22 protein-coding genes are annotated in these 24,729 nt (G+C 70.2%); 14 read left to right on the forward strand and 8 right to left on the reverse strand.

Going from position 1 to position 24,729, the window contains the following annotated elements; translation table 11 throughout:
• Nucleotides 1-94: 94 nt before the first annotated feature.
• The gene (gene radA, locus ACQP06_RS02450; protein WP_433670157.1) at nt 95-1,498 is read left to right on the forward strand and encodes a DNA repair protein RadA; all 1,404 of its coding nucleotides are present in this window, start codon (nt 95-97) and stop codon (nt 1,496-1,498) included.
• A 135-nt stretch (nt 1,499-1,633) separates the two neighbouring features.
• On the opposite strand, the gene ACQP06_RS02455 is transcribed toward radA, so the two are convergent.
• Nucleotides 1,634-2,299: a hypothetical protein gene (locus ACQP06_RS02455; protein WP_433670159.1), complete on the reverse strand. Its 666-nt coding sequence runs from the start codon at nt 2,297-2,299 to the stop codon at nt 1,634-1,636.
• 104 nt (nt 2,300-2,403) lie between these two features.
• Nucleotides 2,404-3,027, reverse strand: a complete 624-nt coding sequence (locus ACQP06_RS02460; protein ID WP_357087408.1) for a carbonic anhydrase — start codon at nt 3,025-3,027, stop codon at nt 2,404-2,406.
• Between the two features lie 347 nt (nt 3,028-3,374).
• Between ACQP06_RS02460 and ACQP06_RS02465 the strand changes: the two genes are divergently transcribed.
• Nucleotides 3,375-4,247 (forward strand): A/G-specific adenine glycosylase, encoded by an 873-nt coding sequence (locus ACQP06_RS02465; protein WP_433670161.1) that lies wholly within the window; start codon nt 3,375-3,377, stop codon nt 4,245-4,247.
• 124 nt (nt 4,248-4,371) lie between these two features.
• Here ACQP06_RS02465 and ACQP06_RS02470 read toward each other — a convergent pair whose 3' ends face one another.
• From ACQP06_RS02470 to kstR, 5 genes are all read right to left on the reverse strand, one after another.
• Nucleotides 4,372-5,247, reverse strand: a complete 876-nt coding sequence (locus ACQP06_RS02470) for a metal ABC transporter permease (protein ID WP_379280338.1) — start codon at nt 5,245-5,247, stop codon at nt 4,372-4,374.
• On the reverse strand, nt 5,247-6,224 hold the full coding sequence (locus ACQP06_RS02475; RefSeq protein ID WP_433670163.1) for a metal ABC transporter ATP-binding protein: 978 nt from the start codon (nt 6,222-6,224) through the stop codon (nt 5,247-5,249). Before ACQP06_RS02475 ends, ACQP06_RS02470 begins: the two co-directional genes overlap by 1 nt.
• A 35-nt stretch (nt 6,225-6,259) precedes the next feature.
• Nucleotides 6,260-7,207 (reverse strand): metal ABC transporter solute-binding protein, Zn/Mn family, encoded by a 948-nt coding sequence (locus tag ACQP06_RS02480; protein ID WP_433670165.1) that lies wholly within the window; start codon nt 7,205-7,207, stop codon nt 6,260-6,262.
• Between the two features lie 170 nt (nt 7,208-7,377).
• Entirely contained in the window at nt 7,378-9,954 is a 2,577-nt protein-coding gene (gene otsB / locus ACQP06_RS02485; protein WP_433670167.1) for a trehalose-phosphatase, read from the reverse strand.
• Nucleotides 9,955-10,224: 270 nt separating this feature from the next.
• Entirely contained in the window at nt 10,225-10,875 is a 651-nt protein-coding gene (gene kstR, locus ACQP06_RS02490; protein WP_357087396.1) for a cholesterol catabolism transcriptional regulator KstR, read from the reverse strand.
• Nucleotides 10,876-11,041: 166 nt separating this feature from the next.
• Here kstR and ACQP06_RS02495 point away from each other — a divergent pair, with 166 nt between their 5' ends.
• The 7 genes from ACQP06_RS02495 (at nt 11,042) to ACQP06_RS02525 (ending at nt 18,436) form a co-directional block, all read left to right on the forward strand.
• Entirely contained in the window at nt 11,042-13,192 is a 2,151-nt protein-coding gene (locus ACQP06_RS02495; protein WP_433670168.1) for an acyl-CoA dehydrogenase, read from the forward strand.
• Between the two features lie 25 nt (nt 13,193-13,217).
• Nucleotides 13,218-14,285: an acyl-CoA dehydrogenase family protein gene (locus ACQP06_RS02500; RefSeq protein ID WP_433670169.1), complete on the forward strand. Its 1,068-nt coding sequence runs from the start codon at nt 13,218-13,220 to the stop codon at nt 14,283-14,285.
• Nucleotides 14,270-15,439 (forward strand): acyl-CoA dehydrogenase family protein, encoded by a 1,170-nt coding sequence (locus ACQP06_RS02505; protein WP_357275790.1) that lies wholly within the window; start codon nt 14,270-14,272, stop codon nt 15,437-15,439. Before ACQP06_RS02500 ends, ACQP06_RS02505 begins: the two co-directional genes overlap by 16 nt.
• A gap of 18 nt (nt 15,440-15,457) precedes the next feature.
• Nucleotides 15,458-16,423 carry a bifunctional MaoC family dehydratase N-terminal/OB-fold nucleic acid binding domain-containing protein gene (locus ACQP06_RS02510; protein WP_433670172.1) on the forward strand — a complete coding sequence of 322 codons (966 nt, stop codon included), beginning with the start codon at nt 15,458-15,460 and terminating at the stop codon, nt 16,421-16,423.
• A complete protein-coding gene (locus tag ACQP06_RS02515) occupies nt 16,420-16,833 on the forward strand; it encodes a MaoC family dehydratase (protein ID WP_357087381.1) in 414 nt (137 codons plus the stop codon). Before ACQP06_RS02510 ends, ACQP06_RS02515 begins: the two co-directional genes overlap by 4 nt.
• Nucleotides 16,830-18,005 carry a lipid-transfer protein gene (locus ACQP06_RS02520; protein WP_357275796.1) on the forward strand — a complete coding sequence of 392 codons (1,176 nt, stop codon included), beginning with the start codon at nt 16,830-16,832 and terminating at the stop codon, nt 18,003-18,005. Before ACQP06_RS02515 ends, ACQP06_RS02520 begins: the two co-directional genes overlap by 4 nt.
• Before the next feature lie 122 nt (nt 18,006-18,127).
• Nucleotides 18,128-18,436, forward strand: a complete 309-nt coding sequence (locus ACQP06_RS02525; RefSeq protein ID WP_433670174.1) for a hypothetical protein — start codon at nt 18,128-18,130, stop codon at nt 18,434-18,436.
• On the opposite strand, the gene ACQP06_RS02530 is transcribed toward ACQP06_RS02525, so the two are convergent.
• Entirely contained in the window at nt 18,414-19,037 is a 624-nt protein-coding gene (locus tag ACQP06_RS02530; protein WP_433670176.1) for a TetR/AcrR family transcriptional regulator, read from the reverse strand. The two genes, ACQP06_RS02525 and ACQP06_RS02530, sit on opposite strands and share 23 nt — an antisense overlap.
• A 79-nt stretch (nt 19,038-19,116) precedes the next feature.
• Here ACQP06_RS02530 and zapE point away from each other — a divergent pair, with 79 nt between their 5' ends.
• The 5 genes from zapE (at nt 19,117) to ACQP06_RS02555 (ending at nt 24,721) form a co-directional block, all read left to right on the forward strand.
• Nucleotides 19,117-20,067, forward strand: a complete 951-nt coding sequence (zapE, locus tag ACQP06_RS02535) for a cell division protein ZapE (protein WP_433670178.1) — start codon at nt 19,117-19,119, stop codon at nt 20,065-20,067.
• Nucleotides 20,068-20,339: 272 nt separating this feature from the next.
• A complete protein-coding gene (locus tag ACQP06_RS02540; protein WP_433670180.1) occupies nt 20,340-21,458 on the forward strand; it encodes a glycosyltransferase family 4 protein in 1,119 nt (372 codons plus the stop codon).
• Between the two features lie 2 nt (nt 21,459-21,460).
• Nucleotides 21,461-22,927 carry a UDP-glucose dehydrogenase family protein gene (locus tag ACQP06_RS02545; protein ID WP_433673219.1) on the forward strand — a complete coding sequence of 489 codons (1,467 nt, stop codon included), beginning with the start codon at nt 21,461-21,463 and terminating at the stop codon, nt 22,925-22,927.
• A gap of 326 nt (nt 22,928-23,253) precedes the next feature.
• Entirely contained in the window at nt 23,254-24,171 is a 918-nt protein-coding gene (locus ACQP06_RS02550) for a DUF4129 domain-containing protein (protein WP_433670182.1), read from the forward strand.
• Nucleotides 24,172-24,220: 49 nt separating this feature from the next.
• Nucleotides 24,221-24,721, forward strand: coding sequence for a hypothetical protein (locus ACQP06_RS02555; RefSeq protein ID WP_357275810.1), 501 nt, complete (start codon nt 24,221-24,223; stop codon nt 24,719-24,721).
• Nucleotides 24,722-24,729: the final 8 nt, after the last annotated feature.

The raw sequence follows: 24,729 nt of genomic DNA on the forward strand, positions 1-24,729 counted from the left end.
TCCGGGGCGGGCACCGTCGTATCCGGGCCCGGCGGGGAGGCTTCGGCGCGCGTGGTTGCCGGAGTGTGTCGGGGGCCCTGGCTAGGCTGCCCGCGTGGCCAAGGTGAAATCGGTGTACCGGTGTGCGGAGTGCACGTGCGAGGTCGCCAAATGGGTTGGGCGCTGCCCGGATTGCGGGGCGTGGGGGAGCATCGAGGAGGTGGCCGCGTCCTCGGGCGCGATGGCGGTGGGGCGCCGCGCCATGCTGCCGAGCACGGCGGCCACGCCGATCTCGAGCATCGACTCCAAGAAGACGCAGTCGCGGTCGACGGGCGTGTCCGAGCTGGACCGGGTGCTGGGCGGCGGGATCATCCCCGGTTCGGTGGTGCTGCTGTCGGGGGAGCCGGGCGTCGGCAAGTCGACGCTGCTGCTCGAGGTGGCGCACCGGTGGGCGCGGGCGCGTGACGAGATCGCGCTGTACGTGACCGCCGAGGAGTCGGCGGGTCAGGTGCGGCTGCGGGCGGACCGGACCGACGCGGTGCACGAAAAGGTGTACCTGGCCGCGGAATCCGATCTGGCGACCATCCTGGGCCATGTGGAGCAGGTGAAACCCAGTCTGCTGGTGGTGGACTCGGTGCAGACCATGCTGGCCGCCGACGCGGACGGCGTGATCGGCGGTGTCACCCAGGTGCGGTCGGTGACGGCGGCGCTCACCTCGCTGGCCAAGGCGACCGGGATCGCGGTGCTGCTGGTCGGGCACGTCACCAAGGACGGCGCGGTGGCCGGTCCGCGCACCCTGGAGCACCTGGTGGACGTGGTGCTGCAGTTCGAGGGGGACAAGCATTCGTCGCTGCGCATGGTGCGCGGCATCAAGAACCGTTTCGGCAGCACCGACGAGGTGGGCTGCTTCGAGATGGTGGAGGCGGGAATCCGTTGCGTGGACGACCCTTCCGGGCTGTTCCTGCACCACCGCACCGATGCGGTGCCCGGGACCGCGGTCACGGTCGCCATGGACGGCAAGCGCCCCATGCTGGGTGAGGTGCAGGGCCTCACCGTGGACACCCAGGCGCCCGCTCCGCGGCGCGCGGTCAGCGGGCTGGACTACAACCGCGTTTCCATGGTCCTGGCGGTCCTGCAGAGCCGTGGGGGCGTGTACGTGGGCAAGCAGGACGTCTACGCGGCCACCGTGGGCGGTATGCGGCTCACCGAGCCCGCGGCGGATCTGGCTGTCGCGCTTGCCATCGCGAGCGCCAGCCAGGACCTGGCGCTGCCGACCGGCATGGTGGTGCTGGGCGAGGTCGGGCTGGCGGGCGAGGTGCGCCAGGTGACCGGGCTGACCCGCCGGCTGGCGGAGGCGGAGCGGCTGGGCTTCACCGAGGCCCTGGTCCCGCCGGGCGTGGACCGCACCGGCCGCACCATGACCTTGCGCGAGGTGGCCGATATCCGTGCGGCACTGTCGGTTACCGGTCTGCGCCGCCGGCGGCGCGATCAGGAGGAGCCCATGGAAATGGCGGAGTGAACGCCGGAATCGAATAGCGGGAGCGCGAATTCGAAATGGGGGGCGGAATTCGATTCGTGAATACCGGAATTCCCCGGAAACGACGAAGGCCGGGATCCGTGTGATCGGATCCCGGCCTTCGGTGTGCTGGAGGCGTCAGGCGATATTGAAGGGTTCCGGCTGGCTGCGGACCGAACCGAGCTGGGCCACAACGGTGTACGGCCCGGACGGAACCTGCAGGCGCTCGCCCGCGCAGCCCGGCTGCGAGCTGGCGCCCGACCAGGTCACGGTGAAGGCGGCCTGCTGGCCGGGGGCCAGGGTGCGCATGTCGGGGGTGCCGTCCGGGTAGCAGTCGGTGCTGGACCACAGCTTGCGCTGGCCGTCGAGGGACTGCACCTGGACCAGCTGGAGTCCGGAACCCATATCGCGTTCGCAGACGCCGCTGGAGATATTGGTGATGACGATGCCGAACTGCGGCTGCTCACCGACCTTGTAGCTGGCCTGCCCGACGGTGACCTTCACGGCCAGTGACTGATCGGTGCACTGGGCCTGCGCCGCCGGGGCCGCGCCGCTCGACGACGCGGCGGACGGCTTGGCCGAGCTCGGGTCCGGAGTGCCCGTGGCGCTGCCCGAGGGCTTACCGCTGGCCGCCGCACTGGAGCTCGCGGCGGCCTTGGTGTCGGACTTGTGGTCGCCGCCGCCCTTCAGCAGCGCGAAGCCCACCCAGAGCACCAGGGCGAGCCCGATCACCATCGCGCCGATCGCGACCGCGCGTCGACGCCAGTAGATTTCCGGTGGGAGTGGTCCGTTCGGTTCCAGCACGGTGACAACGGTAAGCGCACCGTCCCGGTCATCCCGAGCAGGGTCTCGGCGTGTCGGTCGCGAAAGCGGCTACGGGGCCGGTAAATTCCGGCCCCCGCGCCGGGTCAGACCACTTCGCCGATATTGCCGATGACGCGGTGCAGCTTGATCTGGCCTTCGCCGAGGTTGTAGGTGACGCAGGCGATGGCGCACTCGCCGGTGGCGACCCGCTGGGAGATGATCATCGACCGCTGCATGAGCAGGCGGGCGGTCTCCTCGACGTGGCGGGCCTCGAGTTCGTCGACGCCCTCCAGGCCCTCGCGGCGGCCGATCAGGATGGACGGGGTGACGCGTTCGACGACCGAGCGGATGAAGCCGCCGGGCACATTGCCGTGGTCGAGGGCGTCGATGGTGGCCCGGACAGCGCCGCAGCTGTCGTGGCCGAGGACCACGATGAGCGGCACGTTCAGGACCTGCACGCCGTATTCGATGGAGCCCAGCACGGAGGCGTCGATGACGTGTCCGGCGGTGCGCACCACGAACATGTCGCCGAGGCCCTGATCGAAGATGATCTCGGCGGCCACGCGAGAGTCGCCGCAGCCGAACAACACCGCGCCGGGCTGCTGTCCGTCGACGAGCTTGGCCCGGTCGATCGCGCCTTGGCTAGGGTGCCGCAACTGGCCGTTGACGAAGCGTTCATTGCCTTCGCGCAGGGCTTTCCACGCACTGATCGGGTTGTTATGCGGCATGTGACCTATTTTCCATAGCCCCTCGGTTACCGGCGAGTCCATGGCGTTACGGTCCGGCAAAGACGGGCCGACCATGTTGGCGTGCGCACGGTGAGCTGCCAGACACGCCGGGAGACTGCTCGTGTGCGGCACGCTGGGTCGGGAAAACCAGCCTCCCGGATATGGATACCATCGCCAACGGCGGTCTGCAGGATTTCCTGTGCCCCAACCTCCTCGCAGGCGTTCCCACAGGTTCGCGGCCGTCTCGATTCTGGACTGACGGAGCGGGGGAGCGAAGCGGAGGAGCGGAGGAGGGAAGAATCGAGACCTCGGGGCCGCGAACCCGCCCGGAGCGCAACGGAGGGCCAATGGGCATGGACAGCGACGTGCTGATCGACTGGTACCAGGAGACTGCTCGGGACCTGCCGTGGCGGCGGCCGGGGGTTACCGCGTGGCAGATTCTGATGAGCGAGATCATGCTGCAGCAGACGCCAGTAGTTCGGGTGGAGCCGATCTGGCGGGAGTGGGTGGCGCGCTGGCCGGTGCCGTCGGCGATGGCGGCCGCGCCGCAGGGTGAGGTGCTGCGCGCCTGGGGCAAGCTCGGGTATCCGCGGCGGGCGCTGCGACTGCACGAGTGCGCGCAGGTGCTGGCCGCCGAGCACGGCGACGAGGTGCCCGCCGATGTGGATGTGCTGCTGGGCCTGCCGGGCATCGGGGCGTACACCGCCCGCGCGGTCGCGTGTTTCGCGTACGGGCAGCGAGTTCCGGTGGTGGACACCAATGTTCGCCGGGTGGTGGCGCGGGCTGTGCACGGGCGTGCCGAGGCCGGCAATCCCGCGGCCCGCGATCTGGCCGAGACCGAGGAGCTGTTGCCCGCGCGGGTCGATCGGGCCGCGGTCATGTCGGCGGCGCTGATGGAGCTGGGCGCGCTGGTCTGCACCGCCCGCACCCCCGACTGCGAGCGCTGCCCGCTGCCCGCGTGCGCGTGGGTGTCGGCGGGCCGTCCGGCCTCGGAGGTGGTGCGCAAGGTGCAGAAGTACGAGGGCACCGATCGGCAGGCGCGCGGACGGCTGCTCGATGTGCTGCGGGATTCGTCGGGGCCGGTGGAGCGGGTTCGCCTGGACCTGGCCTGGACTCGCGATCCGGGCCAGCGGGACCGGGCCCTGGATTCGCTGCTGGTCGACGGTCTCATCGAGCAGACCCCCGACGGTTTGTTCGCGCTGGCGGGCGAGGGGAGCTGACCCCGCGCCGCCCGTCCCGGGCCGATGCGTGACGGCCCGGGAGCAGGCGAGCGGGCACGATCTGCCGCCCCTCATGCGGCAGATCGGGTGGGGTGTGGCCGGTTTCGCGGGATCGCCGCGAAACTCAGGCGGCGACCAGGGCTGTGCGCCGATTGCGGGTGCGGGACCCGACCACGCGGCAGATCAGGTAGATGGTGAACGAGATGGTGGTGACGAAGGTCGAGATCGGGACGCCGGGGGCCAGCGACAGCAGAATGCCTCCGACCGCGGCGATCTCGGCGAACACGATCGACAGCACCGCCACCCGGGCCGGGCTCGCGGTGAGCTGCGCGGCCGCCGCGGCGGGCGTGATGAGCAGCGACAGCACCAGCAGCGCGCCCACGATCTGCACGCCGAAGGCGGCCGTCACGCCGAGCAGCACCGCGAACACGATCGACAGCGCCCGCACCGGAACCCCGCGCGCGACAGCCACTTCCGGATCGGCGCTGGCGAACAGCAGCGGCCGGTAGACGGCGGCCAGCACCACCAGTACCGCGGCCGTGCAGGTGGCCAGCAGCCCGAGACCGGAGTTGCCGACGCTCACCACCTGGCCGGTGAGCAGCGAGAACTTGGAGCCCGCGCGTTCGGGGCCGAGCCACAGGAACAGCACCGACAGGCCGAGGCCGAAGGACAGCACCACCGCGATCACCGAATCCCGTTCGCGGGCTCGGGATCCGAGCACGCCGAACAGCACGGCCGCCACCACCGACCCGATGATCGCGCCGACGCCCACCCCGATCCCGGCGAGCAGCGCGGCGGCCGCGCCGGTCAGCGACAGCTCGCTGGTGCCGTGCACGGCGAACGACATCTGCCGGCTGATGATGAGCGGCCCGATGGCCCCGGCCAGCAGGCCCAGCAGCGCGGCGGCGATCACGGCCTGCTGCACGAAGTCGTAGGCCAGCAGATGCGTGGTGGTGGACACGTCGAACAGCTGTGAGAACAGCTTGGACAGCTTCTCCATCAGGCCCGCACCTCCGGCTGGCAGTGGGCCGCGCCGGATTCACCGAGCGCGTCCATGGCGTCGCCGGTGCCGACCACGACGAGGCGGCCGCGCACCCGCAGCACGTCGACCTCGGTGCCGTAGAGCTCGGAGAGGGTCTCGGAGGTCATCACCTCGTCGGGCGTGCCGATCCGGAACTTCCCGTCCACCAGGTACAGCACCCGATCCACCAGCGGCAGAATGGGATTGATCTCGTGGGTCACGAACAGCACGGCCGTCTCGTGGCTGCGCCGCCGCCGATCGATGAGCTCCGACACCAGCCGCTGATTCGCCAGATCCAGGGACAGCAGCGGCTCGTCGCACAACAACACCTGGGGGTCACCGGCCAGTGCCTGCGCGACTCGCAGCCGCTGCTGTTCGCCGCCGGACAGCGCGTCCAGCGGCGCGTACGCGAAGTGTTCCGCCCCGACCGCCGAGATCGCCTCGGCCACTTTCCGTTTGCGTTCCTTGCGCCCGCGCAGCCCGAGTCCCCACCGGTGCCCGTCGACGCCCAAGCCCACCAGATCCACGCCGCGCAGCTGCCCGCCGCCTTCGATGGTCTTCTGCTGCGGCACGTAGCCGATATCCGGGTTGCCCACGCGCACCGGCGATCCCGCGATCTCGGCGGTTCCGGCGGTCAACCCCAGCTGCCCCAGCAGCATTCGCATGAGCGAGGTCTTCCCGGAGCCGTTGGGCCCGAGCACCGCGATGAACTCGCCCGGCTGGACCTCGAGATCCAGTCCGTCCCACAGCGTCCGTTCGCCGAACGCCAGCCGTGCGCCCGCCAGCCGCACCGCGGGGACGCCCTGGCGCCGCACGGTTTCCGGCTGGGGTGCGGCGACGGTCCTGGTGGGTTCCGCGCGGCCGGAGCGCCCGGGGGTGCGGGGGCGGGCTCCGGTGAGGGCGCAACCGGCCTTGGGGGTGGTGACCCCGGGGTTGGTCGCGGGGTTCGCGGTCATGGTGGTCCTCCCGGATCCGGCGGTGCTGCGGGTGTTTATGCGAGAGCCTTGGCGAGGGACTGGGCGTTGTTCGTCATCCAGGTGACGTAGTCCAGGCCCTGGGGGAGGGTTTCGGTGACCTCGACGACGGCGACGCCGGACTTGTCGGCGGCGGCGCGGAGGTCCTTGGTGAGTTTGTCCTCGGTCTGGATGTTGTAGACGAGGGCGCGAACCTGCTTGGCGTTCACCAGGTCCCGGACGGCGGCCACGTCGGCGGGGGCCGGGTCGGTGCCCTGCTCGATGGCCTCCTGGAAGGCGCGCGGGGTCTTGTCGTCGGCCTTGGCGGCGGTGAGCAGGTACGCGGCCAGCGGTTCGGTCTGCAGGACCGGCTGGTTCGGGTGCTCGGCGGCGATCTTGGTGGTGACGGCCTCGACGGGCGCGAGTTTCGCGGTGAACGCGGCGGCGCGGTCGGTGTAGTCCTGCTTGTGGGCGGGGTCGACGGCGCCGAGGGCTTCGGCGATGTGCTCGGCGACGTGGCCGACCTGGTGCACGTCGTACCAGATGTGCTCGTTGGCCTCGTGGTCGTGACCGGCGGCCTCGGTCTTGGCGGATGTCGGTGCGGCGGAGGCGCTCTCGTGGGCGTGGCCGCTCTCGGTCGCGATGTCGAAGGCGTTGACGGTCTTCTTGTCCCGGCCCGCGATGGCCTTGTCGATGAATTCGTCGTAGTGGCCGCCGTTGTAGACGACGAGCGCGGCGTCGGTGATCCGGGCGGCGTCGGCGGGGGTGACCTCGAACGAGTGCGGGTCCACCTTGGGGTCGTCGATGATCGATTCGACCTTCACGTCGGGTCCGGCGACGGCCCGGGTGATGTCGCCCCAGACATTGGTGGACGCGACGACGGTGAGCTGGTCCGAGGTCTTGGTGCTGCCGCAGGCGGTCAGGGTGGCGACGGTCGCGAGTCCTGCGGCGAACACGGCGAATCCTCGGGCAGAGCTTCTGGTCACGCGGGGCACTCCTGGCACTACGGCTTATCAATAACGAAAACGATTGCCATTTGAATGTAGCGCACGCCCCGGGCGAGTCCCTAGCCCCGATCCGCGGATGTGGTCCGCGACACGAAAGGCCCGGAGAGCAAGCTGCTCTCCGGGCCTTTCGGAACTATCGAATCCTCAGGTCAGTGGCTGGTGAAGGCCGCGACCGGCTGGCTCAGCAACTGCGCGCAGCGCAGCAGACCGAGGTGGCTGTACGCCTGCGGGTGATTGCCGAGCGAGCGTTCGGCGACCGGGTCGTACTCCTCGGAGAGCAGGCCGGTCGGTCCCGCCACATCCACCAGCTGCGCGAACAACGCCTCCGCGTCCTCCCGCTTGCCGATCAGCAGATACGCCTCGACCAGCCACGCGGCGCACAGGTGGAACCCGCCCTCGCCGCCGGGCAGCCCGTCGTCGTGGTGGTACCGGTACACCGTCGACCCGCTGCGCAGCTCCGCCTCGGTGGCCACCACGGTCGCCGCGAAGCGCGGGTCGGAGGGCTCGATCAGCCCGCTCAATCCGATGTGCAGGGTGGCGGCGTCCAGGTCGGTGCCGTCGTAAGCCGCTGTGTAGGACTGGACTTCGTCGTTCCAGCCCTCGGTCTTGACCTCGTCGGCGATGGTGTCGCGCAGCGGCGCCCACTCCGGGTCGGCCGGGCGGCCGAACTGCTTGGCCAGGGTCAGCGCCCGGTCCACCGTCAGCCAGCCCATGACCTTCGAGTACACGTGGTGGCGCGGATTGCCGCGGATCTCCCAGATGCCGTGGTCGGCCTCACGCCAGCGCCGCTGCACCGCGGACACCATGGCGTGCACCAACTCCCAGTCCGCGTCCGGCAGCGCCTTGGCGGGATCGTTGATGCCCTGGCGTTCCCGGGTGTGCGCGAGCTGCGAGATGAGGTCCACGATGGGCCCGAACACGTCCAGCTGAACCTGCATGTTCGCCGCGTTGCCGACGCGCACCGGCCGCGAGCCGGCGTAGCCGGGCAGCTGGTCGATGACGGCCTCGGGCGGCAGGGTCTCGCCGTAGAGGGTGTACAGCGGGTGCAGCCGCTCGGGTCCGGGCAGCGTCTCGAGCACCCGGTGCACCCAGGCCAGCAGTTCCTCGGCCTCGCCGGTGGAGCCCAGCGAGACCAGCGCGGACGCGGTCAGCGAGGCGTCGCGCAGCCAGCAGTAGCGGTAGTCCCAGTTGCGCACGCCGCCGATGTCCTCGGGCAGCGAGGTGGTGGCCGCGGCCAGGATGGACCCGGACGGCGCGTGCACGAGTCCGCGCAGGGTGAGCGCGGAGCGCTTCATCAGGTCGGGCTTGAGCGGCGGCAGTTCGAGGGTGCCGACCCATTCCCCCCAGTAGCGCTCGGCGTCGCGGCGGCGGTCCGTCTCGGGCCGCATGGCGGGCGCGAGATCGGAGGTGCCGCAGCGCAGTTCGAGCACGACCGGACCCTGGGAGGGGTCCACGACCGCGCGGGCGGTGTGGTGGTTGCCCTCGTCGATGATCTCCCATTCGACGCCGGGGGAGCGCAGCACCATCGGATCGTTGGTGCCCTCGAGCTTGAGCCCGCCGGTGGCGTGCACCAGCCGCACCGGCACCTGCCCGAATTCGGGCCGGGGCGCAAAGATGATGACCGCCTTGGCATCACCGGTGATGACACGGGTGAGGTCGGTGCGCTCGGGGACCACGTCGTGCGGCAGGTAGTCCACGACCTGCAAACTGGACCAACGGGTTTCGACGGTCATGGTGCCGTCGACGTACCGCTGCGACAGCGGCAGCCCCGCGCGCTCGGGCTGAATGGTGAAGTGCCCCGCGCCAGGTCCGCCCAGCAGGTGGGCGAAGACGGCGGCCGAGTCGGGTTCTGGGTGGCACAGCCAGGTGACGGTACCGTCCGGTGTGACAAGGGCTTTGGAGCGAGGGCTGGCCAGCATGGTCAGCCGCTCGATTCGAGGGGCCGAGGCACCTGCCAACCATGTGCGGCGCTCCTCGAGTAGGAACGCCAGCGCCTTCGACACCTCCTCGGTGCTGGCCACATGGTATTTCGCGAGGGACTCCCCGTCGCCGACCTTGATGCCGACGTCGGGTCCGGAGAGGCGTTTGAACGCCTTCTCGTCGGTCACGTCGTCGCCGATGAACAGTGCCGCGGAGGCGCCCTGCTGGTGCCGGACGATGTCGAGGGCCGCGCCCTTGTCGGTCTCGACGACCGCGAGCTCGATGACTTCCTTGCCTTCGGTGGTCTGCACGCCGACCCAGCTGGCCGGACCCTGACGCACCTGAACCAGTGCGCGACGGCCGATTTCGGGGCTGGCGTTGCGGACGTGCAGGGCCACGCTGGCGGGTTTGATCTCGACCGAGGCGCCCGGGTTGTCCTGAGCGATCTGCGTCAAAGTCGTAGTGACCTCTTGCAGTAGCTGTTTCGCGTCGTTGTCGATGGCGTGCACGAAGCCGACATCGAATTCCGAACCGTGACTACCGATCAGCTGAACCTCGACCGGAAGTCGCGACAGCGCCGCGAGATCTCGCAGGGCGCGGCCCGAGATGACGGCAGCCGTGGTGCCGGTGAGTCCGGCGAGAGCGCGTAAGGCGCTCACCGATTCTCGATGGGGATAGGCCTTGGCCGGGTCGGAGACGATGGGCGCGATGGTCCCGTCGTAGTCCGAAGCAACCAGCAACCGTGGCACGCGGGCGATGGCCGACAGGGCACGGCGCAGTTCGAGTGACAAATCCTGTGCGCTCACGCATCCAACCTAGTGATCGGAGGAGATTTTTCAGGGCGCGAGTGATGCTACTGGGTCTTGATTGCCCGCTCGTGTGTGCGGTGATACATAGCGTTTACAAGACACTTTCGCGTCGATCACGCCGTGTGTGAGACACACCCGGGTTGCTCGCTGTTCACCCCGGCTGACCAGCGCTGTTCCAGCAAACCCGGACCCCGGAAATGCCAACGGGCTGCCCGGCTCTCCGGACCGGGCAGCCCGTCTCGCTTCGCGAACGCAGTAGTGCGTTCGCTACTCCTTGTCGCCGCCGATGAGCAGATCGACGGTCAGCTCCAGGCGCTCGGTGACGTCCGTGGCGGACGCGCGACGGGTCAGCCAGGCGACCAGATTCGACAGCCACACATCGGAGATGACGCGGGCGATGGCGAGCTGGCGGTCGCTGGGGATCTCGTCGGACAGGGCGCGGGCGAAGAACCGGTCCATCACCTTGCCGACCCGATCGACCTCGGCGGCCGCGGACGCGTCGGCGAACATGAAGGCGCGGGTCATGGCCTCGGTGAGCAGCGGGTCGCGCTGCATGGCCCGGGTGACCTGGGTGAGCAGCAGGTGCATGCGCTCCTGCGGGGTGGCCCCGGCCAGCGGCTTGCGGCGGCCCTCGAAGGACTCGAACTCCCGGGCCAGGGCGGACACCAGCAGGTGCACTTTGGACGGGAAGTACCGGTAGAGCGTGCCGACGGCGACGTCCGCGCGTTCGGCGACGGCCCGCATCTGGACCGCGTCGTAGCCGCCCTTGGAGGCGAGTGCGAGGGTCGCGTCGAGGATGCGTTTACGCCGGTCGCGCTGGGCCGCCGAGCTCAGATCCTCCTCGCTGAGGGTGGTGACGGGCGCGGTGCGTCCACCGGGCGCCCCGTCGGCGGCCTGCGATCGGGAGGGACTGGCCATCGGTTGAAAGTCCTTTCGCACGAATCGTTCGGTTCATCTCACCCGGCAGACACGCGCCGGGCACGAGTTCGTACCGCGTCGTCGGGACGGCGCTTGACTTCCGCCCGGCTCGAACATTAGAACATGTTCTAGGAGTGGAAGTCACGCCGGGAAGAAGGTAGGGGTTGTGACCATAGCCACCACTGACGAGCATAAAGCCGTCCAGGAGTCGATGCGCGGATGGGCTTCGGCAGTGCGACCAATTGCAACAATGCGTTCCGGCGCACCAGATTTCTGGCACGAATACTGGCCGCGCCTGGCCGATCTCGGGGTTTTCCGGGTCGCGGTTCCGGAAGAGGCCGGGGGCGCGGGCGGCACCGTCGGGGACTTGGCCGTCCTGATCGAACAGGCGGCGCACGACCTCGTCGGCGGACCGGTTCTCGCGACGGCGCTGGCAGGTCTCGTCGTCGGCGAGGCGCTCGACGAGACTACGCCATGCGGCGTCGCGCTCGAGGGCGAAATCGCGATCTCGGCGAGCGCCTCGGGCGCCGTGGTGTCCGGTGAGTGGGACTCGGTTCCGGGCGCCGCGCCGGGAACCGCCGTGCTGGTTCCGGTCCGTGACGGCGACCGCCACCTGTGGGCGCTGATCGACGCCGACGCCGCCGGACTGACCGTCGAGCCGCTGGACGCGATCGACCAGAGCGTGCCGCTGTCCCGCGTGGTCTGCGCCGAGGTCGCCGTGGCCGCGGACCGGCTGTTCGAGCCCGGCTTCTCGGTGCTGGACCTGGCCGCCACCCTGGTCGCCGCCGAGCTGGCGGGCATCGCCGGCTGGGCCCTGGAGACCGCCACCGAATACGCGAAGGTGCGCGAGCAGTTCGGCCGCCGGATCGGCGAGTTCCAGGCCGTCAAGCACATCTGCGCCTGGATGCTGTGCCGGGTCGAGCAGATTCGCGCGGTGGCCGCCGATGCCGCCGCGGCCGCGGACGCCGGGAGCGCCGAGCTCCCGCTGGCCGCCGCCGTCGCGCTGTCGATGTCCCTTGACGCCGCGGTCGAGAACGCCAAGGACTGCATCCAGGTGCTGGGCGGCATCGGCTTCACCTGGGAGCACGACGCCCACCTGTACCTGCGCCGCGCCACCGCGCTGCGGCAGCTGCTGGGCGGCACCGCGCGCTGGCGGGCCCGGGTCACCGAGCTCACCCTGGCGGGCGTGCGCCGCACCGTCGGCATCGACCTGGGCGGCGAGGCCGAATCGGAGTGGGAGACGGGCGGTTTGGACGCCGCCGAGGCGGCCGTGCTGGAAGCCGACCTGGCCAAGATCGCGGCCCTGCCCGAGGCCGAGCAGCGCCTGGCGCTGGCCGAGGCCGGACTGATCGCCGCGCACTGGCCCGCGCCATACGGTCGCGGCGCCGGCCCGCTGCTGCGCACCCGCCTCGATGATCAGGTCCGCAAGGCCGGGATCACGCTGCCGGACATCGCGATCGCCAACTGGGCGATCCCGACCCTGCTGCAGTGGGGCACCCCCGAGCAGATCGAGCGCTACGCCCTGCCGACGCTGACCGGCGAGGTCATCTGGTGCCAGCTCTTCTCCGAGCCGGGCGCCGGTTCGGACCTGGCGGCGCTGCGCACGGTGGCCGAGCGGGTCGAGGGCGGCTGGAAGCTGCGCGGTCAGAAGGTGTGGACCTCGCTGGCTGATCGCGCCACCTGGGGCATCTGCCTGGCCCGCACCGACGCGTCCGCGCCGAAGCACAAGGGCATCAGCTACTTCCTGGTCGACATGAAGAGCGCGGGGCTGGACATCCGGCCGCTGGTGGAGATCACCGGTGAGGCGCGCTTCAACGAGGTGTTCCTCGACGACGTCTTCGTGCCGGACGACTGCCTGGTCGGCGAGCTCGGCAATGGCTGGAAGATCGCCCGGTCGACGCTGTCGGCGGAGCGGGTGGCCATGGGCGGCAAGGGAATCGGCGACGAGCTGGAGGCGTTGATCGCCGCCGCGCCCGTCTCGGGCCCGGGCGCCGAACTGGTCGCGGATCGGCTCGGCGGACTCGTCGCGGAGTCGGTTGCGGGAACATTGTTGGAGGCCCGTGCGGCCCGGAAACTGCTGACCGGCGGGGACCCCGCCGCGGAGAGCAGTGTGCGCAAACTGGTCGGTGTCAGGCACCGGCAGGCGGTGGCCGAGTTCGCCGTCGAATTGTCCGGTGTCGCGGGCGCTCTGGAAACCCCTGTGGTGAAGGAATTCCTGCTCACACGCTGTTTGTCGATTGCTGGCGGTACCGAACAGATTCTGTTGACCGTCGCCGGTGAACGGATTCTCGGGCTGCCTCGCGAGTCGAGCAGCTAGCCCACACTCAACCGGGAGCATTGAATTGGACTTCACCAGGGACGAGAGCCAGGACGCTGTCGCCGAGGTTGTCGTAAGTTTGCTGGAGCGTGAAAGCGCACGCGATATCGCGCTCTGGCCCATCATCGCGGAGAGCGGTCTGCTGGCCGTGCCGCTGCCCGAACGCTTCGGCGGCGACGATATGGGTCTGCTCGAGGTCTCGGCCATGCTCACCGAGCTGGCCACCGACGCCGCGCAGGTGCCCGCCCTGGCCACCCTCGCGTTCGGCGTGCTGCCGCTGAAGGCGATCGGCGTGCCGGATGCCTTGGCGGAGAAGGTGTTCCCGGCCGTGGCCGAGGGCGCGGTGCTGACCGCGGCCCTGCACGAGACCGGCGCGCCGTTCACGGTGAAGCCCGAGACCACCGCGGTGAGCGACGGCGCGACCGTGCGCGTCACCGGCCAGAAGGTGGCGGTGCCCTACGCCGACACCGCGCGCTGGATCCTGGTGCCGACCGACAACGGCCTCGCCGTGGTCGACGGTGACACCGCCGGCATCACCCGCATCGCGAGCCCCACCTCCGACGGTGTGCCGGAGTTCTCGGTCCGCTTCGACGGAGTCGCGATTCCCGCCGGGCAGCTGCTGCCGGGCGGGCTCACCGAGCTGCACCGGTACGCGCTGGCGGGCCTGGGCTCGGTGGCCGACGGCCTGCTCGCGGGTGTGGTCCGGCTGACCGCCGAGCACGTGCGGACCCGGCAGCAGTTCGGCCGCGCGCTGGCCGAATTCCAGGCGGTCGCGCAGCAGATCGCCGATGTGTACGTGGTCTCGCGGACCCTGCACGCGGTCGCGCTGTCGGCGGCCTGGGCGCTCGCCCAGGAAGACCCCAGCGCGGAGCACCTGGAGCGGATCGACGACGATCTCGACGTGCTGGCGTACACGGTGGCCTCGGAACTGCCCGCGGCCATGCAGCAGTGTCACCACCTGCACGGCGGCCTGGGCGTCGACATCACCCACCCGCTGCACCGCTACTACTCACAGGCCAAGGACATCGCCCGCTGGCTCGGCGGCGAATCGTTCCGGCTGGACCGTATGGGAGCCAGATGTTCATCGAACTGACCGCGGAACAGCGGCAACTGCGCGACGAATTGCGCTCGTACTTCACCGGTCTCGTGACTCCCGAAGAGGAGGCCGAGATGCTGGTGAACCGGCACGGCGACGCCTACCGCGCGGTGGTCAAGCGCATGGGCCGCGACGGCAAGCTCGGCGTCGGCTGGCCCAAGGAGTACGGCGGCCAGGGCTTCGGTCCGCTGGAACAGCAGATCTTCTACAACGAGGCGGTCCGGGCCGACGTGCCCGTGCCCCTGGTGACCCTGCTGACCGTGGGCCCGGCGCTGCAGTCGTTCGGCACCGAGGAGCAGAAGCAGAAGTTCCTGCCCGGAATCCTCACCGGTGACGTGCATTTCGCCATCGGTTACTCGGAGCCGGACGCCGGCACCGACCTGGCGGCGCTGCGCACCTCCGCGGTGCGCGACGCCAACGGCGACTGGATCGTCAACGGCCAGAAGATCTTCACCACCGGCGCGCACGAGGCCGACTACGTCTGGCTGGCCGTCCGCACCGGCACCGTGGAGTCCCGCCACAAGGGCATCACGATCCTGATCGTGGACACCAAGGACCCGGGCTACTCCTGGACGCCGATCATCACCGCCGACGGCGCGCACCACACCAACGCCACCTACTTCGACAATGTCCGCGTCCCCGCGAACATGGTCGTCGGCGAGGTCGACGGCGGCTGGAAGCTGATCACCACCCAGCTCAACCATGAGCGGGTCAGCCTCGGCCCGTCCGGCAAGATCGAGCAGCTCTACGAGCGGGTGCGCGAGTGGGCGCAGAAGCAGGGTGTGCTCGGTCAGGCCGAGGTGCGCCGCTCGCTGGGCCGCCTGCACGCCATGACCCGGCTCAACGAACTGCTGAACTGGCAGGTGGCGTCCAATATGGAACGCCCCGACGCCGATCCGCGCGACGTGATCGCCGACGCCTCGGCGACCAAGGTGTTCTCCACCGAGGCGCTGCAGGAAGCCGGCCGCCTGGCCGAGGAGATCGTGGGCCGCTTCGGCGATCCCGCCGACCCGGCCACCGCCGAACTGCTGGTCTGGCTGGACCGCCGCACCAAGCAGAACCTGGTGGTGACCTTCGGTGGCGGTGTCAACGAGGTCATGCGCGAGCTGATCGCCCAGATGGGCCTGCGGCTGCCGCGGGTGCCGCGCTAGATCGCAGAGGAGCAGAGCGTGACGAAGAGTTTCACGGCCGACGAGATCCGCGACGGCCTGGAGAAGATCAAGGCCGACGGCGAGTCCGCGCCCCGCGCGGGCCGCGACCCGATCAACCAGCCGATGATCAACAACTGGGTCGAGGCCCTCGGCGACGCCAACCCGATCTACGTGGACGAGGCCGCCGCACAGGCGGCCGGGCACCCCGGCATCGTGGCCCCGCCGGCCATGGCGCAGGTGTGGACCATGCTGGGCCTGGGCGGCGTCCGCGCCGACGACGACCCGATGACCCGCACCAACGAGCTGTTCGACGCGGCCGGCTTCACCTCGGTGGTCGCCACCAACTGCGAGCAGGTCTACCACCGCTACGTGCAGCTCGGCGAGCAGGTGACGGTGCGCTCCAGCATCGGTGACATCGTGGGCCCCAAGAAGACCGGGCTCGGCGACGGCTGGTTCACCACCTACCTCACCAACTGGTACGTGGGCGACGAACTGGTCACCGAGATGAAGTTCCGGATGCTGAAGTTCGCGCCCGGGACCGGAAAGACCGAGGCCCCCGCGGCTTCCGGTGACGTCTCGGCCGAGGATCTCGCCAAGCGGGTGCGGCCGACCGTCTCCAAGGACACCGAGTTCTACTGGGAGGGCGTCAAGGCCGGGGAGCTGCGCATCCAGCAGCGGCCCGACGGCACCCTGCAGCACCCGCCGGTGCCCGCGCTGTGGAAGCACCACTCGGAGCCCACCGACTACGTGGTGGCCTCGGGCCGCGGCACGGTCTTCAGCTTCGTGGTGCACCACGCGCCCCGGGTGCCCGGACGGCAGCTGCCGTACGTGGTCGCCCTGGTCGAGCTGGAGGAGGGCGTGCGCATGCTCGGCGAGCTGGCCGGGGTCGACCCGGCCGACGTCGAGGTCGGCATGCCGGTCGAGGCCGCGTTCCTGAAGCTCGACGACGACAACACCGTGCCCTACTGGAAGGCCGTCAAATGACAACCGTCGAACTGTCGGCCGTCCAGGTCGGAACCACGTTGCCGGAGTTGGTGATCCACGCCGATACCACGTTCATCGTGTCGACGGCGCTGGCCACCCGCGACTTCCAGGACGTGCACCACGACCGCGACAAGGCGCTGGCGCGCGGCTCCAAGGACATCTTCGTCAATATCCTCACCGACACCGGTCTGGTGCAGCGGTTCGTCACCGATTGGGCGGGGCCGACGGCTCTCGTCAAGTCGCTGTCGCTGCGCCTGGGCGTGCCGCTGTACGCGGGTGACACCCTCACCCTGTCCGGCACCGTCTCGGCCGTCGAGGGCTCGACCGTCACCATCGACGTGGTCGGCAAGGATTCGCTCGGCGACCACATCACGGCGAAAGCCGTTATCTCCCTTCAGGAGGCACAGTGACCGGGCTGAGCCGCGAAGCCGCGATCGTCGGCATCGGCGCGACCGACTTCTCCAAGGACTCCGGCCGCAGTGAACTGCGTCTGGCCGCCGAGGCGGTCACCGCCGCCCTCGCCGACGCGGGCCTCACCCCCGCCGACGTGGACGGCCTGACGACCTTCACCATGGACACCAATACCCAGGCCGCCGTCGCGCGCGCCACCGGTATCCCGTCCCTGAAGTTCTTCTCCAACATCCCGTTCGGCGGTGGCGCGGCCGCCGCGACCGTGCAGCACGCCGCCATGGCGGTGGCGACCGGGATCGCGGATGTCGTCGTGGCGTACCGCGCGTTCAATGAGCGCTCCGGAAACCGCTTCGGCCAGTTCGCCACTCACCTGGCGACCGGCAACCCGAGCTCCTCGGGCGTGGACAACGGCTTCTCCTACACCCACGGCCTGGGCACCCCGGCCGCGCAGGTGGCCATGGTGGCCCGCCGCTACATGCACGTGTACGGCGCGCGCAGTGAGGATTTCGGCCGCATCGCGGTGGCCGACCGCAAGCACGCGGCGGTGAACCCGGCGGCCCACTTCTACGGCAAGCCGATCACCCTCGAGGAGCACCAGGCCTCGCGCTACATCGCCGAGCCGCTGCACCTGCTGGACTGCTGCCAGGAGACCGACGGCGGCGTGGCCATCGTCATCACCTCCGCGGAGCGGGCCAAGGATCTGCCCAACAAGCCCGCGCTGATCGCGGGCGCCGCGCAGGGTTCGGGTGCGGACCAGTACGTCATGACCAGCTACTACCGCGACGGCATGACGGGTCTGCCGGAGATGGGCCTGGTCGGCGACCAGCTGTGGGCGCAGTCCGGTCTGCGTCCGGAGGACATGCAGGCGGGCATCCTCTACGACCACTTCACCCCCTTCGTGCTGATGCAGCTCGAGGAGCTGGGCTTCTGTGGTCGCGGTGAGGCCAAGGACTTCATCGCCGACGGCGCCATCGAGATCGGCGGCCGGTTGCCGCTGAACACCCACGGTGGCCAGCTCGGCGAGGCCTACATCCACGGCATGAACGGCATCGCCGAGGGCGTGCGCCAGATCCGCGGCACCTCGGTCAACCAGGTCCAGGGCCTGGAGAACATCGTGGTGACCGCCGGCACCGGCGTCCCGACCTCGGGCCTGGTGCTCACCGCCAACTGACCTCGATCGAACCCGACCTCGATTCGAGGGGACAAGGAGTCCACCGGCGTGAATCACGCCGGTGGACTTCTGCTTTCGGGGCGTACATTGGGACGGGATTCGCCTGTCGGGAAGGGGTCGTCATGACCGTGCGAGACCGTCTGAACGAGCTGTCGCCGCTGCGTGGCGCGCCGGTGTTCGGGGAGCCGTACGAGACCTCGGACGGGACAACGGTCATCACCGTGACCGAGCCCGGGCTGTTCGGTCCGCGGGCGCGCGGCATGTTCGTGGTCAGCGGCGGGAACGTCGAGTGGGTGTGCACCGCCAATGGTGAGCGGGTCGCGCTGCTCGGCGTGCTCACCGGGTTGATCGCGGCGACATTCGCGACCGCGGCCATGATCAAGCGGCCACCGTGGCCGGACACCCGGATCACGGTGACGAAGCACCTCTGAGCTGAACGGCGAGTACGCCTTTCAGCTGTGCGACGCTCGCCGGCGTGCCCGGCGCGAGGTCGGTGCGGGCGCCGGCGAAGCGGTCGAAGACCAGGCCCTCGATGACCGCGATGAAATCGGCCGCGGCGGTGGCGGGTTCGGCCGCGCCCAGGGTGTCGAACAGGCCGGTGGCGTGCTGGTGGGAGAAGAGGCTGCGCACCAGTCGCGGCCGCAGTTCGGCGTCGCCGAGCAATTCGAGAATGAGCGCCTGCCGCGCGATCAGATGGTTGCGGCGATGTGCCAGTAGATGATCCAGCCAGCCCGCGATGCCGGTCGCGAGCGCGTCCAGGTCGATGTCCTCGCGCGTGCCCGGCAGGGCCGTGGGCGTGACCAGACCGCCCTGTCCGGCCGTGAAATCGGTGCGGGAGCGGGTGGTGATGCGGTCCACGACGGCCTCGATGAGCGCGCGTTTGGTGCGGAAGTAATACGACGTCGAGCCCGCGGGAAGTTCCAGCGCGGTGTCGAGGGCCCGATGGGTGAGGGCCCGGAGTCCTTGCGCGGCAATGAGATCTATGGCGCTGTCCACGATGAGACTGCGCCGATCGGTTGTGGGAGTGGTCACCTTCGCTCCTCTGCGGCTTCGCGATCCTCTACAACTATAGAGGACGCTCTACAGCGGTAGAGGAAGCAGGGAGGTCGCAATGGAAACCACGGAGATCGTGCTCGACGCCGACCAGCGGTCGGCCGCCGACCGACTCGACGCCATCGCCGCCCGGGTCGGCAAGCGGTGGCGGCGGCCGCGCGGGCTCTACCTGTACGGCGGGCCGGGCCGCGGCAAGACCATGCTGATGAACCGCTTCTTCGAATCGGTCCCCACGGCGCGCAAGCGGCGCTACCACTTCCACGCCTTCTTCGCGCGGCTGAACGCGGGCATCCACGAGTACGGCGGCATCGACGCCTCGGCGGCCGCGCTGCTGGGTGACGCCGAGCTGATCTGCTTCGACGAATTCCACGTCCACGACTCGGGCGACGCCCGCCTGGTGGCCCGGCTGCTGGACACCCTGTTCGCCCGGCACATCACGTTGGTGGTGACCTCGAACTACCCGCCACAGGACCTGCTGCCCAATCCCTACATGCACGCCATGTTCGTGCCGACCATCGACCGCATCCTCGAGCACCTCGACGTGGTGTCGGTGAACGGGCCGACGGACTACCGCACGCTCGGCGGGCGGCACACCGGATTCGCGGCCGGGCACTACGTGGTCGGCGCCTGCCCCGAGACCGGGGCCGTGGACCTGCCGGTCGCCCACCGACAGCTGCACGCCCGCGCGGTCGAAAACGGCGTGATCACCGTCGGATTCGCGGAACTGTGCGGCATCCCGGTGTCGGCGGCCGATTTCCTCGAACTCACCGCCGACCTCCACACCTGGGTGGTGTGCGACGTCCCGCCGCTGGGCACGGTCCCGCCGGACTGGGTGATGCGCTTCGTGAACCTGGTCGACGTGCTCTACGACGCCGACCTCGAACTGTCGGTCTACGCCGAGGTCCCGCTGGCCGAACTCGGCGCTGAGGTGCGCCGCGTCCCCGATCTCTACCGCACCCTCAGCCGCCTCGGCGAGCTGCGGGAACCGGCCAATCTCGAGGCTCGATAGCCGTTCGGCGAAGCCCCGGTGAACTGGCCGGGGAGATCGACGCGCACGGTTCACGTCCCGGCCATGCGGAGGGGGGCTCGGGTTTCGGGCCGCTTCCTACCGTGGCGTCAGGAGCTGCACCGAACCGGAGGGGACCGATGCGAATCCGCGAGCAGGCAAGGGATTCCGCGCCGCGGAACCCGAGCAGACCGAGTAATAGCCCCCATCTCCGGAACAGTGCCCGCCTGCGGGTGTTGGTCGTCGCCGAGTCCTTTCTTCCCCAGGTCAACGGCGTGACCAACTCCGTGCGGCGGGTGCTGGATCACCTGGCCGCCAAGGGTCACGAAGCCACACTGGTGGCCCCGACCGGACCGGCGAAATACGCCGGGTTCCGCGTACACGTGGTGCGCGGAGCCCGGCTGCCGTTCTATCGGGACTTCCGGATCGGGCTCGAGACCCGCCGACGGCTGCGCAAGATCATGCGCGAATTCCGGCCCGACGTCGTGCACATCGCCTCCCCGGCCACGCTGGGTTATCAGGCGGCCAAGGTCGCGGGCGAACTCGGGATTCCGACGGTCGCCATCTATCAGACCGATCTGGTGGGTTTCGCGCTGCGCTACGACCTGCCCGGCGGCGTGCGCGCCATGACGGCCCTGACCCGCCGCATCCACCTGCGGGTGGACCGCACCCTCGCGCCCTCCACCGCCAGCCTGCGCCAGCTGGAGCTGATGGGCATCCCGGGGCTGGGTCGCTGGCCGCGCGGCGTGGACCTGCAGCAGTTCGGGCCCTTCCGTCGCTCGGAGGAGCTGCGAAAGCGCTTGGCCCCCAATGGTGAAGCCCTGATCGGTTATATCGGGCGGCTCGCGCCGGAGAAGGAACTCGAGCTGCTGGCCGCACTGCGCCCGCTGCCCGGGGTGCGGCTGGTCATCGTGGGCGGCGGCCCGGAGGAGAAGCGGCTGCGCAAGCTGCTGCCGGATGCGGAGTTCCTCGGCGTCCTGCACGGTGAGGAACTCGCGGCCGCGTACGCCTCGCTGGACGTCTTCGTGCACACCGGCCGCCACGAAACCTATTGCCAGGCAGCGCAGGAGGCCCTGGCCTCCGGGGTGCCGGTGGTCGCGCCCAAGTCCGGCGGCCCGATCGACGTGATCACGCCCGGCGCCGGATTCCTCTACCCGCCCGGCGACGCCGACGCCATGACCGCGCTGGTGCGCCGCCTGGTCGAGGACGACCGGCTGCGCGAGCAGACCGCGGCCACCGCGGTGCGCAGCGTGCGCGACCGCTCCTGGGCCGCGGTCAACGACCTGCTCATCCGCCACTACCGCGAGGTGATCGCGGAACGCGCGCAGCCCGATTCGGCGCTGCGGTCCGACCCGGTGCCGGGCGAGGTCCCGGCTGCCAAGGAGGCATCCTGATGCTGCGCATCTCCGTCATCGGCACCGGCTACCTGGGCGCCACCCACGCCGCGGGCATGGCCGAACTCGGATTCGACGTGCTCGGGGTGGACAACGACCCGGCCAAGGCCGCGGCGCTGTCGGCCGGGCGGGTGCCCTTCCACGAACCCGGCCTGCCGGACCTGCTGGCCGGGCACGTGGCCAACGGCCGCCTGCGCTTCGGCACCTCGCTGATCGCGGCCGCCGAGTTCGCCGACGTCCACTTCCTCTGTGTGGGAACGCCGCCCGGCGTGAACGGGGCCGCGGACCTGTCGCAGCTCTACAGCGCGCTGGACGGCCTGGTGCCGCACCTGACCCGCAACTGCCTGATCGTCGGCAAGTCCACGGTGCCGGTGGGCACGGCCGAGGCGCTCACCGCGCGCATCGCCGAGCTGGCTCCCGAGGGCATCTCGGTGGATCTGGCCTGGAACCCGGAGTTCCTGCGCGAGGGGCACGCCGTCCACGACACCCTGCACCCGAACCGGCTGGTGTTCGGCGTGACCACCCCGGACGCCGAATGGGCGCTGCGGCAGGTCTACGCCACCCCCATCGCCGGGGGATCACCGGTGGTGATCACCAACCTGCCCACCGCGGAACTGATCAAGGTGTCCGCGAACGCCTTTCTGGCGACCAAGATCTCGTTCATCAACGCCATGGCCGAGCTGTGCGATCTGACCGGCGCGGACGTGACCCTGCTTGCCGACGCCCTGGGCCACGACGACCGGATCGGCCGCAAGTTCCTGGGCGCCGGTCTGGGCTACGGCGGCGGCTGCCTGCCGAAGGACGTGCGCGCCCTGATCGCCCGCGCGACCGAACTCGGCGCGGGGGAGTCGGTGGCGTTCCTGCGCGACGTCGACGCGGTGAACCTGCGCCGCCGCGAGCGGGTGGTGCGCGAGACCCTCGAACTGCTCGGCGGCGAGCACCGGCCGGTCGGCCGGGTGGGCATCCTGGGCGCGGCCTTCAAGCCGCTCTCCGACGACGTGCGCGACTCCCCGGCCCTGGACGTGGCGCGGCGGCTGCACGCGGCGGGCGTCGAGGTGACCGTCTTCGATCCGGCCGCGACGGGTCCGGCGCGCGCGGTGGCGCCGCAGCTGGTGTTCGCGGCCACCCCGGCCGCCGCCCTGCACGAGGCGGACGTGGTGCTGCACCTGACCGAGTGGCGGGAATTCCGGGAGCTGGACCCCGGTTTCCTGCGCACCGTCGCGCGCGGGCGCGTGATCATCGACGCCCGCAACACCCTGGACCCGGAGCCGTGGCTGGCCGCGGGCTGGGACTTCCGCGCCCTGGGCCGCCTGGTGGAGCCGCGGACGGCCGCCGGTGCGGTCGGCGCCCCGGCCGGGAGCTCCTACCCGGGTCCGACGGCGATCCGGGACGTGGCCGAACCGGCCCGCGCCCTGCAACAGCCGTCGCCGCTGACGCGTCTGCGCGCCCGGGTGCGCCGCACGGCTTGATCACTACCGGTACCGCCTGACCGCTGTCGATTCCGGCCCTCCTATCCCGCTCCGGTATCGCCCGTCCGACCTCGACGGGCGGTCCGTCGCGCCCGCGATCCACCACCGATGGTGATAAGTGGGGTTGCGCGTCGGCTGCCCGGCGCGGGCGGGATGACCTGGGTTTTCGGGGCTGGTGACGCTCGCCGCGCAGGTGGGGGATTTATGCGCGGCGGGTATGTGATTCCAGCTTCCCGATTTTGGTCCTGACGAACCGCTTGGCATGTAACTATGTGCCTGTTTCTGCTGGACTCTGGTTAGGAGTGGTCGTGACTGGGGTGGGGACGGTGGCAACGCGGACGATCGCACTGATCGGTCTCGTCGTGCTGGCTGTCGTCGCACTGCGCGGGTACGTTCCGGGAACCGGAGGACCCGCGGCGCCGCATCCGTCGTCGGCGGTGTCCCTGGCATTGATGCCGGTGCTGCTGCTGGTCTCGATGGTGATCCTGGTGGCCGGTGTGATCAACAGCCGGCACCGGCTGCCGCTCGCCATGCCCGAACCCGATCGCGAGAACCTGGTGCGCGTCCCGGGACTGCGGCGGCTCGGGTTGCTGGTGGTGGTCGGCGTCGCGGCGCTGGCGCTGATCGTGACCGCGGTGCTCTCGATCTACCTGGTGACCCCCGCACGGCACGGCGAGAGCGGCACCCAGCCCACCGCGACGCCCGGCGCCACGGAACCCCTGGAAACCACCGCGCCCCCGATGGACTCGGTGCCGGAGCCGTCGCTGAGCGGCACCGCGCTGCTGCTGGTCGGCATCACCGCCACCGTGCTGGTGCTGATCGCCATGACCGGCTTGGTCGTGGTGGCGGTCAACTCGAACCGCCGGCCCGCCCTGACCCGCACCCCGCTGCCGCAGCCCAGCCCCACCGAGGCGGTCTCGCTGGCCAAGGTGGCCGAGATGGGCCTGGCCGCCATGATCGCGCCCGGACAGGATCCGCGCACCGCCATCATCGCCTGCTACGTGGCCATGGAAAGCGGTCTGGCGCAGGCGCGGGAGGTCGCGCCGCTGGCCTCCGACACCCCCTCCGAGGTGCTGGCGCGGGCCTTCGACCGCGGCTTCCTGCACGACGCGTCGGCGCGGGAACTGGTGTCGCTGTTCGAGGAGGCGCGGTTCAGTCCGCACTCCATGCTGGAGTGGCAGCGGATGCGGGCCGAGCAGCTGCTGCGTATCGTATTGGCAGATCTTCAGGGGCTGGCCGCATGAAAGCTGTTGTGGCGGGGGAGATCTGGGTGGACCGAACGGGGGATCGGCCATGAATCGGGGCGCGATCGTGACCGGCGCGGTGGTGCTGGTGGTGTTGTTCGAGTTCGTCGCGCTCGGCAATCAGCGCGAACTGCTGCCGCTGCTGACCGGCATTCCGGTGGCGGGCGCACTCGGACTGCTGGTGTGGACGCTGGTCGAGCGGTCGCGGCGGCTCGCCCCCGTCGAGGAGGACAACGACATCGACAACGGCCCCGTCGAGATGCTGCGCCGCTGGCAGGCGCGCGCCACGATGCTGGCCGACCGGTCCGAGGGCACCCGCGCCGACTGGGACCGGCACCTGCGGCCGCTGCTGGCCAAGGAATTCGAGCTGACCAGCGGGCATCGGATGAACAAGAACCGCCGGGCCCTCGAGGTGGCGGGACAGCTACAGTTCGGCCCCGAACTGTGGCGGTGGGTGGACCCGGCCAACTCGGCGCTGCGCGACGAGGTCAATCGCGCCCCCGGCCGTGAAGCCCTCGACGAGATCCTGCGTCGGCTACAAGACATGTGAGATGAGAT

It is taken from the genome of Nocardia sp. CA-136227 (genome assembly GCF_050955695.1).
GTDB lineage: Bacteria > Actinomycetota > Actinomycetes > Mycobacteriales > Mycobacteriaceae > Nocardia.

Coding starts and splice junctions, on each gene's coding strand:
- ACQP06_RS02460 (WP_357087408.1), bottom strand. CDS start 3,027: ATGCCGCATAACAACCCGATCAGTGCGTGGAAAGCCCTGCGCGAAGGC.
- ACQP06_RS02465 (WP_433670161.1), top strand. CDS start 3,375: ATGGGCATGGACAGCGACGTGCTGATCGACTGGTACCAGGAGACTGCT.
- ACQP06_RS02470 (WP_379280338.1), bottom strand. CDS start 5,247: ATGGAGAAGCTGTCCAAGCTGTTCTCACAGCTGTTCGACGTGTCCACC.
- ACQP06_RS02475 (WP_433670163.1), bottom strand. CDS start 6,224: ATGACCGCGAACCCCGCGACCAACCCCGGGGTCACCACCCCCAAGGCC.
- kstR (WP_357087396.1), bottom strand. CDS start 10,875: ATGGCCAGTCCCTCCCGATCGCAGGCCGCCGACGGGGCGCCCGGTGGA.
- ACQP06_RS02505 (WP_357275790.1), top strand. CDS start 14,270: ATGTTCATCGAACTGACCGCGGAACAGCGGCAACTGCGCGACGAATTG.
- ACQP06_RS02515 (WP_357087381.1), top strand. CDS start 16,420: ATGACAACCGTCGAACTGTCGGCCGTCCAGGTCGGAACCACGTTGCCG.
- ACQP06_RS02525 (WP_433670174.1), top strand. CDS start 18,128: ATGACCGTGCGAGACCGTCTGAACGAGCTGTCGCCGCTGCGTGGCGCG.
- zapE (WP_433670178.1), top strand. CDS start 19,117: ATGGAAACCACGGAGATCGTGCTCGACGCCGACCAGCGGTCGGCCGCC.
- ACQP06_RS02555 (WP_357275810.1), top strand. CDS start 24,221: ATGAATCGGGGCGCGATCGTGACCGGCGCGGTGGTGCTGGTGGTGTTG.